Annotated in this window: 15 protein-coding genes; 6 read left to right on the plus strand and 9 right to left on the minus strand. The window is 64.6% G+C overall.

Annotated elements, in window-relative coordinates:
- Nucleotides 1-20 precede the first annotated feature (20 nt).
- The 4 genes from dnaJ to ACAG21_RS00165 all read left to right on the plus strand — a co-directional run bounded on the left by dnaJ (nt 21) and on the right by ACAG21_RS00165 (nt 3,730).
- Nucleotides 21-1,199: a molecular chaperone DnaJ gene (gene dnaJ, locus ACAG21_RS00150; protein ID WP_370494043.1), complete on the plus strand. Its 1,179-nt coding sequence runs from the start codon at nt 21-23 to the stop codon at nt 1,197-1,199.
- Nucleotides 1,199-1,585, plus strand: a complete 387-nt coding sequence (locus ACAG21_RS00155) for a heat shock protein transcriptional repressor HspR (RefSeq protein ID WP_370494044.1) — start codon at nt 1,199-1,201, stop codon at nt 1,583-1,585. Before dnaJ ends, ACAG21_RS00155 begins: the two co-directional genes overlap by 1 nt.
- Before the next feature lie 89 nt (nt 1,586-1,674).
- Nucleotides 1,675-2,850 (plus strand): oxygenase MpaB family protein, encoded by a 1,176-nt coding sequence (locus ACAG21_RS00160; protein ID WP_370494045.1) that lies wholly within the window; start codon nt 1,675-1,677, stop codon nt 2,848-2,850.
- 34 nt (nt 2,851-2,884) lie between these two features.
- Nucleotides 2,885-3,730 (plus strand): DUF5995 family protein, encoded by an 846-nt coding sequence (locus tag ACAG21_RS00165; protein ID WP_370494046.1) that lies wholly within the window; start codon nt 2,885-2,887, stop codon nt 3,728-3,730.
- Nucleotide 3,731: 1 nt separating this feature from the next.
- On the opposite strand, the gene ACAG21_RS00170 is transcribed toward ACAG21_RS00165, so the two are convergent.
- The 3 genes from ACAG21_RS00170 to ACAG21_RS00180 all read right to left on the minus strand — a co-directional run bounded on the left by ACAG21_RS00170 (nt 3,732) and on the right by ACAG21_RS00180 (nt 9,044).
- Entirely contained in the window at nt 3,732-6,935 is a 3,204-nt protein-coding gene (locus tag ACAG21_RS00170) for an adenylate/guanylate cyclase domain-containing protein (RefSeq protein ID WP_370494047.1), read from the minus strand.
- Between the two features lie 160 nt (nt 6,936-7,095).
- Nucleotides 7,096-7,734, minus strand: a complete 639-nt coding sequence (locus tag ACAG21_RS00175; RefSeq protein ID WP_370494048.1) for a hypothetical protein — start codon at nt 7,732-7,734, stop codon at nt 7,096-7,098.
- Complete coding sequence (locus ACAG21_RS00180; RefSeq protein WP_370494049.1) at nt 7,731-9,044, minus strand: putative toxin; 1,314 nt, start codon at nt 9,042-9,044, stop codon at nt 7,731-7,733. Before ACAG21_RS00180 ends, ACAG21_RS00175 begins: the two co-directional genes overlap by 4 nt.
- Before the next feature lie 90 nt (nt 9,045-9,134).
- On the opposite strand from ACAG21_RS00180, the gene ACAG21_RS00185 reads away from it, so the two are divergent.
- The gene (locus tag ACAG21_RS00185) at nt 9,135-10,256 is read left to right on the plus strand and encodes a hypothetical protein (RefSeq protein WP_370494050.1); all 1,122 of its coding nucleotides are present in this window, start codon (nt 9,135-9,137) and stop codon (nt 10,254-10,256) included.
- On the opposite strand, the gene ACAG21_RS00190 is transcribed toward ACAG21_RS00185, so the two are convergent.
- Together ACAG21_RS00190 and ACAG21_RS00195 are read right to left on the minus strand one after the other, a co-directional pair.
- On the minus strand, nt 10,231-10,521 hold the full coding sequence (locus ACAG21_RS00190) for a WXG100 family type VII secretion target (RefSeq protein WP_370494051.1): 291 nt from the start codon (nt 10,519-10,521) through the stop codon (nt 10,231-10,233). The two genes, ACAG21_RS00185 and ACAG21_RS00190, sit on opposite strands and share 26 nt — an antisense overlap.
- 2 nt (nt 10,522-10,523) lie before the next feature.
- Nucleotides 10,524-10,844, minus strand: a complete 321-nt coding sequence (locus ACAG21_RS00195) for a WXG100 family type VII secretion target (RefSeq protein ID WP_370494052.1) — start codon at nt 10,842-10,844, stop codon at nt 10,524-10,526.
- 48 nt (nt 10,845-10,892) lie between these two features.
- On the opposite strand from ACAG21_RS00195, the gene ACAG21_RS00200 reads away from it, so the two are divergent.
- Nucleotides 10,893-11,330, plus strand: coding sequence for a hypothetical protein (locus ACAG21_RS00200; RefSeq protein ID WP_370494053.1), 438 nt, complete (start codon nt 10,893-10,895; stop codon nt 11,328-11,330).
- A gap of 4 nt (nt 11,331-11,334) precedes the next feature.
- Here ACAG21_RS00200 and ACAG21_RS00205 read toward each other — a convergent pair whose 3' ends face one another.
- The 4 genes from ACAG21_RS00205 to ACAG21_RS00220 are packed head-to-tail and all read right to left on the minus strand — an operon-like array spanning nt 11,335 to nt 14,750.
- Nucleotides 11,335-11,670: a YbaB/EbfC family nucleoid-associated protein gene (locus ACAG21_RS00205; RefSeq protein ID WP_370494054.1), complete on the minus strand. Its 336-nt coding sequence runs from the start codon at nt 11,668-11,670 to the stop codon at nt 11,335-11,337.
- Nucleotides 11,671-11,675: 5 nt separating this feature from the next.
- Entirely contained in the window at nt 11,676-12,566 is an 891-nt protein-coding gene (locus ACAG21_RS00210; RefSeq protein ID WP_370494055.1) for an aldose 1-epimerase, read from the minus strand.
- Between the two features lie 30 nt (nt 12,567-12,596).
- The gene (locus ACAG21_RS00215; RefSeq protein ID WP_370494056.1) at nt 12,597-13,781 is read right to left on the minus strand and encodes an FAD-binding oxidoreductase; all 1,185 of its coding nucleotides are present in this window, start codon (nt 13,779-13,781) and stop codon (nt 12,597-12,599) included.
- 30 nt (nt 13,782-13,811) lie between these two features.
- Nucleotides 13,812-14,750, minus strand: coding sequence for a DUF3060 domain-containing protein (locus tag ACAG21_RS00220; RefSeq protein ID WP_370494057.1), 939 nt, complete (start codon nt 14,748-14,750; stop codon nt 13,812-13,814).
- Nucleotides 14,751-14,769 lie beyond the last annotated feature (19 nt).

The raw sequence follows: 14,769 nt of genomic DNA on the forward strand, positions 1-14,769 counted from the left end.
GTGAGGGGAGGTGACGCGACATGGCCCAGCGTGAATGGGTCGAAAAGGACTTCTATAAGGAGCTTGGCGTCTCCTCCGACGCCAGCCCCGAAGAGATAAAGCGCGCCTATCGCAAGTTGGCGCGTGACCTGCATCCGGATGCGAATCCCGACAACCCCGCCGCCGGTGAACGGTTCAAAGCGGTGTCGGAAGCGCACAACGTGCTGTCGGATCCGGCCAAGCGCAAGGAGTACGACGAAACCCGTCGGCTCTTCGCCGGTGGTGGTCTTGGCGGTCGGCGGTTCGACACCGGCGGCTTCGGTGGTTTCAACGTGGGCGGCGACGGCGCCGAGTTCAATCTCAACGATCTGTTCGACGCAGCGGGCCGCAGCGGTGGCACCAACATCGGCGACCTCTTCGGTGGCTTGTTCGGACGCGGCGCGGGCGGTCGTCCCAGCCGGCCACGGCGTGGCAACGATCTGGAAACCGAAACCGAGCTGGATTTCGTCGAGGCAGCCAATGGCGTCGCGATGCCGTTGCGGTTGACCAGCCCCGCACCATGCACCAATTGCCATGGCAGCGGCGCACGTCCGGGTACCAGTCCGAAGGTGTGCCCCACCTGTAACGGCGCCGGCGTGGTCAGCAGCAACCAGGGTGCATTCGGGTTCTCCGAGCCCTGCACCGACTGCCGGGGCAGTGGCTCGATCATCGAGCACCCCTGCGACGAGTGCAAAGGCACCGGCGTCACCACTCGCACCCGCACCATCAACGTACGCATCCCGCCCGGCGTCGAAGACGGACAACGGATTCGGCTGCCCGGGCAGGGTGAGGCGGGGTTGCGCGGTGCGCCGTCGGGTGACCTGTACGTGACGGTGCATGTGCGGCCGGACAAGATCTTCAGCCGCGACGGCGACGACCTCACCGTGACGGTGCCGGTCAGCTTCAGCGAATTGGCTTTGGGGTCAACGCTTTCGGTTCCTACGCTGGACGGCAAGGTTGGCGTGCGGGTGCCCAAGGGCACCGCCGACGGCCGGATCCTGCGGGTGCGCGGACGCGGTGTGCCCAAACGTAGCGGCGGCAGCGGGGACCTGCTGGTCACCGTGAAAGTCGCTGTGCCACCGAACCTGGAAGGCGCCGCGCAGGAGGCCCTGGAGGCGTACGCGGAGGCCGAGCGCGCCAGTGGGTTCAACCCACGCGCGGGATGGGCGGGTAACCGCTGATGGCGAAAAACTCCAAGCGAGAGGACGCCCGCACCTTCATGATCTCGGTGGCGGCCGAGCTGGCCGGCATGCATGCGCAGACCTTGCGCACCTACGATCGCCTCGGGCTGGTGACACCGAGCCGCACTTCCGGTGGCGGACGGCGCTATTCGCAGCACGACGTGGATCTGTTGCGTGAGGTCCAGCGGCTCTCACAGGACGAAGGCGTCAACCTCGCCGGTATCAAGCGGATCATCGAGCTGACCAATCAGGTCGAGGCACTGCAGTCGCGGCTCAAGGAGATGGCCGACGAAATTGCGATGCTGCGCGCCAACCAGCGCCGCGATGTCGCGGTGGTGCCCAAGAGCACCGCGCTGGTGGTGTGGCAGCCGCGCAAGGGCCGCTAGGTTAGCGAGCGAGTAGCCGACTACCTGTATCTACGTTGAGCGGCTCTCTGCTCTAGCAAGAAGGGCTACCCATCTGCCATGCTGCCTGCATGACGGGCGCACCTGGGGGCTCCCGGTGGACGGACGAGCTGCTCAATAGCAAGCGTGAGCACGGGGATTCATTCGCGGACGACGTCGTCGAAGAGCTGTTCCAGCAGGGCAGTGTGCAGGCAGTCAATGATCTGATCCGCACCCTGGTGCGCAATGACCAGTTGGTGCCCGCAGGCTTGCCCGGGCCGGTCCAGAACTACCTGGCCCACAACATGACGCTGCCGGACTGGGCCGACCCGTCCAAGATCAACCGCGGGCAGAAGCTGTTCGAAACGTGGGGACTGCAGATCTCTCTCTGTCTGTTCTGCGCATCCCTGCCGTCGGCGTACGCGGCGGCCAACGGCGTGAAGGTGCTCTGGCTGACTGCCCGGCTCAACGACGATGCGCGCCGGCGAGTAGTCGAGACCGGCCAGTTCTTGATGAATGTGCTCGCCGTCGGCAGCTTCGAGCCGCAAGGCAAGGGCTTTCGCACCATCCAGCACATCCGCCTGATGCACGCCGCGGTGCGCAAGCTGATCGAGGACCGCAGTCTGAAGGAGCCCGGTTTCTGGGATCCCCACTGGGGCACACCGATCAACCAGGAGGATCTCGCCGGCACCATGCTCTCGTTCTCCTATGTCCCGGTCGAGCCGATGCGCCGATTGGGAGTACGCGTCTCCGACGAGGATTGCGAGGCCTATCTACATCTGTGGAACGTGATCGCCCACCTGCTCGGCATCGACGACGACATGCGGGTGCGCGGTATTGACGATGCCACCGACCTGGTCGAGACCATCCGTCACCGGCAGTTCACTGCGTCGTCGCAAGGGCAAGACATGGCCAAGGCGCTGATGGAGCTGCTCGACGAACTGACGCCCGGTCGCGACTTCGACGAGACGATTCCACCGTTGATACGGCACCTGATCGGCGACACGTACGCCGACATGCTGAAGGTGCCGACGTCGAGCTTTACCGACGACCTCGGGCGTGTCACCCGTGTCGTCAACTGGGTTTGGGTTCTCATCTTCGGCCGTAATCTGCGTAATTCTGCACGCTATCAGCTGGTTTCGGAACTAGCCCGGCCGTTCGCGCGCGACCTGATGCGGGGACTGTTCGCGTTCGAACGCGGTGGGGAGCGGGCACCGTTCGACATACCCGATCACCTCGCCAGAGACTGGGGGCTGTCGAAGCAATAACACGCATTTCGCCTGAAATGAAAGGTCTTTCGGTATGTCTGCTCCCATACCTGCCAGTTCGGCGCTCCGACTCAACCGGCTCAATGAACCCAAAACCATCGACGACGTACTACGCAACATCGACGAGATCATTGGCTGGGCAACCGAAACCAAGAGTCACATCGGCTACTTTGCGGTTCTTTACAAGCGGACGACGCTGGCGATTCGCGACGCGGTCAACGACAAGGTCTTCGATGACGGGCCTCGAATGGAAGCACTCGACATCGCTTTCGCCACTCGATATTTCAATGCATTGAATGCCTATTTTCACCCGGCCAAGGGTGATGGCTCAAGCCTGCCATGGACGGTCTCGTTCGTCGGCGACCACGACGGTCAGGCGATCATTCTGCAGCACTTGATGGCTGGGATGAATGCCCACATTACGTTCGACCTAGGGCTCGCAGTTTTCGCCGTCGCGCCTAACTCGATGGACAGCTTGGCGGACGATTACGACCGCGTCAACACCATCCTGTTCAAGCAATTACCAGACGTTCTCAGGGTCATCGACCAGCTTTCACCGGAGATACGCTGGACCCGCTGGCTGATACCGGGCGAGATCGGCTTTCTGCAGCGTTCGCTGAGGCAATTGCGCAGGGGGGCATGGGATTTCGCCTATTATCTGGCGACGCACTCGTCGAGTGTCGTTGAGAGAACAGTGCACCAGGAAGCCTGGACGGCGGCGCTTGGTTCCTGGTATCTGCAGCCGCCCGGACGGTTTACTCCGTTCCCTGCACTCGTGCGTCTCATTGGTAAGCATGAATGCCGAGACGTGGTTAGCAACCTGCGAGCGCTCGAAGACGTATCGAATACCCCGTACAAGCCTAAGAAGGGATACCGCTGATCTAGTTGCGACCGCAAGACTTCGAGAGGATGCTCTCTGCTCGGGCGTATTCCGGCCATCGAGTGTCGCCGGGAAAGCGGCGGACGACGTCAACGAGCATGCTCCGATCCGAACTGCCGTCGAGGTCGAGAAGATCTAAACAGCAGCGCAGTTCGAAGAGCGTCGCGCCTTGCTGCCGGGTGAAGTCGAGTGCCGCCGTCAGGGCATTGCGACGCACTTGCGCGTCGGCGAACGTCTGTGCCCGCACGCGCATCAGCTCGCCATCGTAGAAGTGCATGCCCGTTTGTTCCGCGTGCTGCAGCGCCATCTCTAATCGTTTCCGTGCCAGGTCGGGCCTGCCAGCAGCAATCAGCAGGCGGCCGACGATCGCATCGTGAAACGTGAGAAACATATTGAGGTGCATGTGTCGGGAGCCGTCGACCCACCGTGCCAGCTTCTCCGCGCGGGCGGCCAGCGTGGCCGCATCTTCGTTGTCTCTCAGCGCGATTAGTGCCTTTACCGCCGCGTGTTCGGTTCTACCGACCAACTGCCATACGTCAAGTCCCGACTGCGCGCTGAGCATTCGCAGCTCCGCCACCAGCTTCTCGGCCTTGTCTATTTGGCTGTTTTCCAACCGCACCCAGATTTCCATGTAGTAGGTATTCGCCCGGTTGTAGGCATTCCGTGGAAAGCCCAGGCCATCGCATCGCCGGAATGAATCGGTCAACTGGGTGTTGGCACGGTCGAGGTCGCCGCACACCGTATGCGTCAGGGCCATGTACGTGTGCGCCAACGAGATCGGGTCGACGTTCACCCACCACGCGGTGTCCAGCACGTTTGGATCGGCCGCGGAGCTGTCAGCCAGTGCCTGCATCAGGTGTTCGCGGGCGCCCATGAAGTCACCTTCTAACCAGACGACGGAACCCAATACCGATGCTATTGCCGGGTGACTCCAGGGTCGGTTCTTAATGATTCGGGCGGACAGTGAGTCGATCAGCTCGTGGGCTCGACGCAGTTCGGCCCGCGGCACGTAGTAGCCGATGAGGCCGGTAAGCGTAGTCAGCAGTTCCTCTTCATAGTTTCCGTCGCTCGCTATCGCCAAGCAGCGCTGAAAGTCGGCGGGTCCCTCACCGCTCATGCTGCCGTGCGTTGCACCCGCTAGGAACCCGCGTTCCATCCGGATGGCGATCTCCATGCGGTCGCGCTGCGGTCCCGCCGCGGTTCGAGCCAGATCGTCGATCGCCTTGGTCAGGCATGCGACCGCCTCATGGATGGCGCCCCGGCGTCGGGCGCTCACCGAAGCCTTCCGATAGGCCTCGACGGCTTCCTTGTAGTGCCACGCCTGCTCGAAATGGCTTGCGACAAGGGGCCAATCCGGCTCGGCGCCGACGGCCGCATCGACCAGAGCGCGGGCTGCACGGGCATGCAAGTCCCGAGCCTGCGATGGCGGGGCCAGCTCGGCGGCCACTTCGCGAAACAGCTCATGACGGAAACGCCACCGGTTGTCTCCGCGCCGCTCGAGCACTCGGGCCCGCACAAGTTCGGTGACGACGGCGTCGACGGTGGTATTGGTCGTTCCGACCACCGACCGCAGCAACGCGAGATCGCCGGCGCGCCCGATGACCGCGGCCGCCTCCACCACCGGCACTACATCGGCGTGCGGGCGGTGCAGCCGGGCGAAGAGCGACTCGTACAGTGCCTCGGGCACCCCTGCCGAGATATCGAGCTCACCGACGACGTGTTCGATGTAGAACGGCACACCGTCGCATCTGTTGCGCACTGCCGCGCGCTGGTCTTCGGTCACCGCCGGGGCTAATGCGCTGATGAGCGCATCGGACTGCTCGTCGGTCAGTGGTGAGAGATCGAAATAGGTTGCCGGCCAATCTGTTCGCAGCCAATCGCCGTCACGGCCGGTGAGTACCACCAGTAGTCGTCCGTCGGTGCAGGTGAGCAGCGAGTTGACCAGATCCAGGGTGGAGGGGTCGTACCAGTGCAGATCCTCGGCGATCACGAGCCCGGCTTGATCCCCGATGCAGGCCCGCAGATACTGCTGAACAGTCGTCTTGATCAATTCGTAAAGGGCTCGGCCCTCTACGGCGGCCGGGTTATAGCCCTGCTCGGGGCCCACACCGATGATCGGAGCGAACAGCGGCACCATATTGTCGGATTCCATTCCGCAGCTGCGTAATTCGTCCTGCAGCAAGCTCAGCCGTTCGCGCCCGGCAGTGAGCCGGGTGATGCCGCATCGACGCTCGATCAGCCGTCGTATCGGGTGCAAGCCGGTGTCGGTGTGCAGCGGGGAACCGAACAGCTCGATCACCGGTGCGCCCGAACTCCGCACCAATTCGGCTGCCTCAGTGGCGAGTCGGCTCTTACCGATTCCCGGCTCTCCCCAAAACCCGATGCCGGGGTTGGTCAGCGTCCCGTCGCACGCCTGCTGCCAACTCTGCCGCAACCAGTCGCGCTCGCGGTCACGCCCGATCAGCGGTACCCGACGCACCGGGGCCGCGTCGGGTCGCTCACCGAGCGCCTGATGGTAGCTGATCAAACCGTCGACGCCCTTCACCGCTGCGGCCGGACGATTTTCGAGTTCGAACAGGTAATCCACCAGGGGCGCAACCGCATCCGACACCGTAACCGTGCCCGGCTCGGCCAAACCCGAAACGCGCGCGGCAAAATTCGCGGCGAACCCGTAAACGTCGTCCTGGTCGGTGTCGAGATAAACCAGGCCGCGGTGGATGCCGACTCGAACGTCGATGGTCTCGCCGAACTTGCTTTGAGCTCGCTTGCTGAGCTGCGCGACGACACGAATGATGTCGAGCCCCGCCGCGACGGCTCGCCGTGCGTCGTCCTCATGTGCCTTGGGATGCCCGAACACGGCCAACAATCCGTCGCCCTTGATCGAGCTGATGTGTCCCTCGTAGCGATCGACAGTCCGGGTCACCTGCTCCCGGTAGCGGCCGACCAGGGTGTGATAGATCTCGGGCTCTAGTCGAGTGGACAGCGCCGTCGAATCCACCAGGTCGGCCACCAAAATTGTCAGCCGGCGAATCTCGCCGTAGTTGGCGGGTGCGCTGAGCAGGTCCTCGGCCTCAGGGTTACTGCGGTCGACCGACAGCACCTGCCCGGCCAACGTGGTCGCGGTCGCGCGGTCTCCAGCGTTGATGGCCCGCACCGCGCGTTCCAGCAAGTCGTCTATCGAGGCAACGCTGTCGCCAGCGACCAACCCGCTCCTCCTGTGCCCTATCCCCAGGATGGGCCAAGAATACCGTTCAGCAGCGCGATTTTCAGCAGATGCGGAAGGTCACTCCCAGCTATTCAGCCGGCTCCCCAACGCCGTGTTATTGACACTCTCGTCATTTGTAATGGATGCCTGATCATGGATTTCAGTCTTCGGGAAGCTTGTCCAGAGTCTTTTGCGCTTCTTTACGGAAGACTTCGTGTTCGTCGTCGAGGTACGCAGCGACCGCGTCGCGCACCCCGGTCGCCTTTTGGCGGACCAGGGCGCGCATGGCCGGGATTCGCCTGCTGGGGTACGGGAGTTGGCTCACCGCAAGATCTTTGGCTTCTTCGGTTTTGATTCGGCCGAGCCATTCAACCAGTACTGACTTGGTGGGAAAGTCTCGCCCCGAACGGATCAGCTCGGCTACTCGCGGGAAGTCGGAGCGGTCGGCCACTTCGGCAAGTGCGAAACCTGCCGCCTCGAGTTCCAGATTGGTCAGCGGAGGTTCAATTTCAAACTGATGAAACAGAACATCGGCGGCTGCGCGGTTGCCCTTGGCGTGTTTGGTGATCAGATTTCGAAGTAGCCCGGCGCGCCACGCACGGCGGTCCTCATCCGGTGGCACGCGTTCGTCGAGGTGCTCTAACCAGTCAACGATGATCGGTACTGCCTCCGGATAGTCGTTGCGGGAGTTGACCAATTCCCACACCGTATCTTCGGGGATGCCGGCTTCGTTGAGCTCGCGCTTCATCGCCTGTCGACATTCCGGCCAGGTCTGGGGGTCATCTCCGTATTTGTTCATGACAGGTTCTGGCTCGCGTCGATCGTCACATTCAGCCCCGGGTATTCGTCTCTCAATCTCTGCTCCACTGTGCCAGCGTCGGTGCGGCCCTTGTCCACCACGATGACAAGTTTGTATCCGTTGTCTCGCGCCCACTGGGCCATGTCGCGGATCTGTTGCGTGGTTTCCAGCTTTTGGACGTTCTTGACCTCGCGTACTACGTGGTTTTCGTCATCGATTTCGTCGGGGATCCGGGTCCGCTGGGCGCCGGTCTTCGGGTCCGTCACCTGGATCGGCCGCTTTGTAGTCTGGTCGATGCCGGCGATCTCTTCGGCGCGACGGCCCTTGCGCCGGTTGTCGTTGACCCGCTGCGTCGGCGTAGGGGTTACGCCGCGCGGCACCAGCGCCAGGATCGACTTGACCGCCGGCAGTGCGGTGCCCATCGCCGTGGCTGCGACTCCCAAGTCCTTCATCGACGAGGTGGCGGTGACGCGCAGCGCGGCGTTGAGCCCGTTGATCTGGGTGACCGCCGTCGCGATGAACGTGTTTTTGATGGTCTCGGCGATCAGATGCAATTGCGGCGGGTAGGCATCCAGGGCCGTCACGATCAGGTAGAGACATTTGACGATAAATGCCATGTCGTCCTTGACCGATTTCAACTCGTTGCCGTAATCCTTGGCCGCGCGCGACATGTCGCCGCAGGCGCCCGCGATATCGGTGCTGACGATGCGCGCTTCGTTGAGTCGGTCTATGACAAAGGCGATTTCGGCCGCCTCCACGTCGACGATCAGCCGTTGTTCCTCCGGGCCCGGCTGATCGTCGATGCCCACCAGATCGTGACCGAAGGTCTCCCAGGCCGCCGACGCCGACAGCAACTGGTCGGGGTGCCCGTCGGGCCAGCCGTCGGTGATCTGACCGCCGACCAAATCCCAATGCGGCGGCTCGGGGTCGCCGCCTCCGGCCACCGAGCTCACCTTCACGGCGGCGTCGATGAATGTCCCCGCGGACTCGCCCGGCGGCGTGATCGGCGCCCCGTAGGCATCCCGCTGGTTGAGCGTCGAGGCCTCTTCGGTTTCGTCGTGGTTGACCCCGTCCTGGCGCAGCAGGCTGCCCAGATTGTGAAAGGCGTTCACCAGCCGGTACGCGACCTGCCCGACTTCGTCGGCCGCGGTGTCATAGGCCGTCGCCCACTGCGGGCCGACTCCGTGGGTGCCGGCCCCGTTCGCGGCGTGCACTCCGGTCAGCTTGTTCAGCGCGGCCGCGGTGTGGTCGCTGTTCTCCTTATAGGCAGCGGCCGCGTCGTAAAACAACTCTGGATCGACGTCCGTCACCGGTAGCCCCGCCCCACTCTCACGACTGGCGGTTGAGTCTATGGCAGCCTGGGTCTATGCGTTAGTCACCTGAGCAGGAGCGTCGACGCCATGTCCTACGACCTCACGGTCTATGCCCCGACCAGCATCGGCGATGACGCGCTGGCCACGATCGTGGCGTCGATTCCCGGCCTGGCCGTCGGCGACAGCAGTGATCACGAGGTGAGGGTGCTGCGGGGCAAACAGGAAAACTATGCGTTCACCGTGTTCGGGCCCCACGAGATCGATCCCGAGGATGTGCCCGACGACGTAGTGCCGCACGTGCTGGAACCCACCACCAGCTGGCAGGTGATCGTCGAAGGCAGCAGCCCCGCCGAGATCAAGCCCGCCCGGCGCTTCGCGAAAGCGCTGGCCGTGGCCGCGGGTGGCGTGGCGATCGACGAGCAGACCGAGGACATCCTCGGTGCCAAACGTGCCCGCAAAGTGCCGCGCCCCACATCCGAGCTGATCCGCATACTCGATCTGCATTGGTACTCCCCGGAATCGGACCGCAGCGCACCCAAGATCTGGCTCGAGCTTGCGAGAAAGCTTCTGCCCGAGGCGCTTCCACGCCGCTTTGGCAGCTACCACCCTTACCAGCACCGGCTGGACCGCGACGGTGACGACGAATTAGTCTCCACCTACTCCGATGTAGCCTGGTTCACCGCGACGCTGCCGTGCCTGGACGGCGGGCTGTACTCGAATGTGTATGGGGGCAACATGGTCGACCATCTCCGGGTGGCGGCCGAGCCGCTGGACGAACCGCGGTGGCGGAACACGGTGCGGCGCTTCTTCGTCGAGTACGCCCGACGACGCGGCAGCTTGCTGGCCACCGGCGAAGTGCTGCGCAACCACAGGCTGTCCGGGCCCCCGGATCTCAGCTGGGACCGCAGCGGCACGCTGCGCGGCCCCGACGGAATTCTCGGCTTGCCGGACCCGCCGACCTGGTGGACCTGGCTGGGCAGTGACTATCTTTCGTTGGCCGGTGATTACTTGCCGTCCGAGGGCACGACCTACTACGACGAGGGCGCCCTATACGTGCCTACTGACGAGCCCGCCGACCGCGGCCAACTCGCTGCACTGCCCGACCCGTTCCCGAAGTCGTTGCGTGTTAAGGCCATCCCTTCGGAGTTCGGGCCGTCGAACTTGCCGTCGAACAGTCCGGCAGCTATCCGCCCCACATCGCGGTGTTGACCTCGGCGTTGTGCACGTAGTTGCGGTGGGCGATATGCGCGTTGAGGTGCATGTCGAACACCACCTCACTCATCTCGTCGGCCCAGTGCTGCCAATGCTGTAGACGCTGGAGGAACGCGTCGAATCCCACGCCTTCCCAGGTCTGTTGCAAGCCCTTCAGATCGGTGGCGACTTCGTTCAGGCGGTCCTTCATCGTCTGACAGAACTGCCGCAAAGCGTCGGCCGCATCCACCAGCTCGGCCTCGTTGACGGTGCGCCGCGCCACGATCAGAGCCCGCTCGCCGGGGGCGCGATGCTGCCGAGTGCGTTGGCCCCGCTGCCTTCCATTTTCGCGTAGGCCGCGGCTGCCGCGGACAGCGAATCTCCGATCCAGCGCAAGTCGCCGAGCATGTCGCCGCACTCGTCGTTGATCTCGGCCCAAATGCTCAGATACGCGCTGGCCGCCTGTCCGGTCCAGGTGCGGCCGAGGCCATCCATCTGCGTTCCGAGCCTGGCACGCAGGCCCTCGATCTCGTCGGCCGCATCGGTGGCCACTTTGGACGCGTGTGTCAACCCCGCACAGTAGGCCCGTAGCTCATTCCCCGCCATCCCCCGCACCTTTCGAAAGAGGTCCTGATTCAGGCTACCCTCAACCGCATGGCCGGTTGGCGCGACAACGTGACAGCAGAAGCCCAAGCCGATCTCGATGGCCTGGTCGACGCTGCCGTAGATTTCGCGCTGCAGCGCATCGCGTCGGCGGGGGAGTTCCTGCCTTTCGCACTCGCGGTATCCAATGCGGGCGAGCGCCAAGCCATCGCGCCCAACTATCCCCGTGGCCAGGATCTTCCGATCGGCGATCAGCTCGCCGCGCAGTGGCGCGCCGTCGCCGATCTGAAGGACAGCCTGCGCGCCGCCGCGGTAGCAGTGAATGTGACTCTGCCCGAAAGGAATCGGGACGGCATCGAGATCACCGTCGAACACCGCGACGGGGTGGCGATCGGACTGATATTTCCCTACACCATCGACGCCGACGGCGAGGCGGAGTTGGTGGCGCCCGCTGCGCACCGGGAAGCGCCGCGCGTGTGGACGGCCTGAGCCGTTACTTCGCCGGCGGCAAATCCCGCAGCTTCGCCAGCGCCTCGACGACCCGGCTCTCCAGTTCGCTCACTTCGGCGTCGACGTTTTCATTCGCGAAAACTGTTGCCTCGCTAAGGGCTTCGTTGATTCGTCCGGACACCTCCCGGGCGCCGAGGCCGAGAATCCCCGGATCGATGCGCAGGTCGACCAGGCGCAGCTGACCGTTGACGGTTACCTCGACGGTGCCGGTGTGATCGCTGACCGCGAAGGCCTCGGTGCGCATCCGCTCGACCTGCTCGTCGAGTAGTGACAGCACCGAGTTCCATTGCTGCAGCAGCTGCTCGACCTCGGGGCGCATGACTGCTAGATCCGGATGGAGAACACCGAGACCGCCGGCTCGCCGGGTCGCGCGGTACGGTAGCCGCCGCGGCTCAGCGCGTCCGTGGGCGCGGTCATCGGCTCGAAGCAGACCAGCTCCTCACCGGGTGGTGCGAAGATCTGGGTCGCTGAATACCCCTGCTCGAAATGCACTTCCAGCCGCCGCCCGCCGCCGGACACCGCAAATACCGCTCCCTCGGCCACCTGGTCGTAGGCGTCGTCAAAAGCCTTGTCGCCCAAGGGTTCTTTCTTGGCCGGCTGCTGGGAGAATTCGCCAGTGGGCAGGCCGCGTCCGTCGAGGCTCAGATGCCGCAGCGGCGGTGTCTCGATGATCCACTCGCCGCGCGCCGCGTCGGGCACCCGAAGATACGGATGGAAGCCGAAGCACAGCGGCACCGCGGTGTCGCTGGTTGCGGTGACGGTGGTGCGCACGGTCAGCGTCCGGTCGGCCAGTCGCACCGACACCGTCAGCAGATGCGGGTACGGGAAGCCGGCCAGCAGCCGCGGCTCGGCACCGAAGTCGACGTCGACGGTCAGCTCGTTGGTCGACTCGGCCACCACTCGCCAGTCGGGGTAGGCGGCCAGCGTGCCGTGGATGGGCAGCCCGTTGGGGTCCGCGCGCACCCCGTTTTCACCCGGTGTCAGCTCGACGGTCACGTTCTCAGCCGTATAGGTGTTGCTGCTCAGCCGATTTGCCCAGGGATACAGAATCGGGATGCCCATGGTCTTGCCGGCTTCGATGTAGGCATCCAGGCCGCGCCGCTGACCGAGCAACTCCACCCCGGAGTCGGTCAGCGAGATGCCGATCATGCCCGCGTCCGGCACGAATTGTGCGGCCACCGATGACGTGGGGTCGCGCAGGGTCACCACATGCACGCGGTCAGCCTAGCCTGAATCGGACGACCGCTAGCGGTAGAGCGGGTCGTGCTGAATACGCTCCGCCGGGGCGCCTTTGGCGATCAGCGCGGCCTTGGTCGCCTGGACCATCTTCGGTCCACCACAGATCAGGATCTGTCGGTCGCCCCATCCGCCGTATTTGGTGACCACCTCGGGGAGTTGACCGATCTGGTGGACATGCAGGCCGCGCGGCGGCGTGACGTCCGGGTAGTCCACGGCCCACGCGGGGTCGCTGTTGTATTCCGACACCGGCGAGACCGACAGCCAGGGGTTATGGGCACAGACCTGCCACAGCGTCGGCAGGTCGTAAAGCTCACAGCGGTAGCGCGCGCCGAAGAACAGGTGCACCCGCGGGTTGTTCGCGTAGCGGGACAGGTCCATGATCAGCGCGCGCAGCGGAGCCAATCCGGTGCTGCCGGCCACCATCAGGACGTCGCCACCGTCGCGGTCGACGTGTAAGCCACCGTGCGGGCTGGACAACCGCCACCGGTCGCCCGGTCGGCTTTCGTTGACGATCGCGGTGCTGACCAGGCCGCCGGGTACCTGACGGACGTGAAACTCGATCCCGCCGCCGGGGTCGGCGGGAATGGCGGGACTGAGAAACCGCCACCGTCGCGGGCATTGCGGAATCTGGACGTTGACGTACTGACCCGGGTGATAGTGCATCGGGTGGTCGAGTCGCAGCCGCACGACCGCGAGGTCCCGGGATACCCGCTGGTGTTCGATGACGGTGCCGTCCCACCACGCGGGTCCCTCTTCGGCGTCGGCGGCCCCGCTCATCACTCCGGTGATCAGGTTCAGCGACTGGTTGGCGGCTTCGTCGACGGCAGCTGTCCAGGCCCCGGGGCTATGGTGGCCCAAGTGGGCGCGCAGTGTTGTCCGCAACGCCCGCCGCAGCGACTCGTAATGTGCCGGCAGCACACCGTATTTGCGGTGATCCCGGCCGAGCTGGGCGAGGAAGGCTACCGGCTCCTGGGCGCGCTGCTCTACCAGCTCGCCGTAAACCCAGTGCAGTGCGTGGCCGAAAGCGGCTCGCTGGGCGTCCATTTCGGGCGGGAACAGGTCGCGCACCGAGCCGTCGACGGCGAACCAGTGAGTGTAGAAGCGATGGACCAGCTCGCCGCCGGCGCCCGAGTCGTCCGGGGCCAGCGCGTCGCGCAGTACCCGCAGCGCATCGGAGTCCTCTAATCCCACGGAGCCCAATTCTAAGCTCGCCCAGGCACGTCAGCCCTGGCCGACGGTGTTCGACGTTCCGGTGTTGGCGACATTCGGTGAGCCCCAGTGATAGGTGACAACGTTGTCGGTGCCCGTCGTGCTGATCGCGTCCGTGTTGTCGATCGTGACGCGATTCCCCTTGCCGGACACGCTGAGGCTGGTGCAGTGACCCGTTACGGTGACCGTGTTGTTCGCGCCGCTCACCGAGAGGTAGCCGCCGTTGCAGGGGATCGTCTTCGTGGTGCCGGACCCGTTGACCTGCAAGGTGCCGTAGCTGGGGACCTTCGTGGGCAGGCCGCCGCCGGCGAGGTCGGTGGTGCGGGTCCCGGTCGCCGCCAGACCCGCTACGACCAGCCAGCCGATCACGATGAGAAGCCAGCAGACCATCCGCACCCGCAGCCGGGGGCCAAGCGCGCCGGCCCAGTTGCCGGTCTGGTCGCGGTCCAGGTCGTAGGCGAAAGCGGTCACGCAACGGGCCCGCGCCGGATTGCGCACGTCGGCCAGGATCACCCCGTCGGCGTATTCGCGACCGCGCGCCACCAGCTCGCCTTGGTGGCCGTCGAGTGTGTAGGACACCTTGGTCGTGGTGTTGGGACCGCTCCAGCGCTCCCGGGTGACCCTCCATTCATGTGCCATCGGCAGTCGCGCATTGAAATGCTGTGCACGCGAAAACTTTTCAGCACCCGTGACGGTTGCGACCCGGCCCCACTTGAGCAATCCGACTCGTACCCGCGCGCCGAACAGGTGCACGGCATAAATCATTGCCAGGGTGAGCACCGCCGCCACGGCGAAGGCCGCCGGCCGGTGGATCCACAGGACGATCGGGGCGATCGCAACCGCGAGCAGCGTCCAGACGTACCACCAGCGAAACGGCAGCAGCTCGGCGAGCCGGAACGCGACCGGAACCCTGCGCGGCGGCGGCGCGAGGTCCTTATCCGTCTGATTCATGGACCAAAGTCCCCTATCG

This window comes from Mycobacterium sp. pR1184, from assembly GCF_041287235.1.
In the GTDB taxonomy this organism is placed as follows: Bacteria; Actinomycetota; Actinomycetes; order Mycobacteriales; family Mycobacteriaceae; genus Mycobacterium.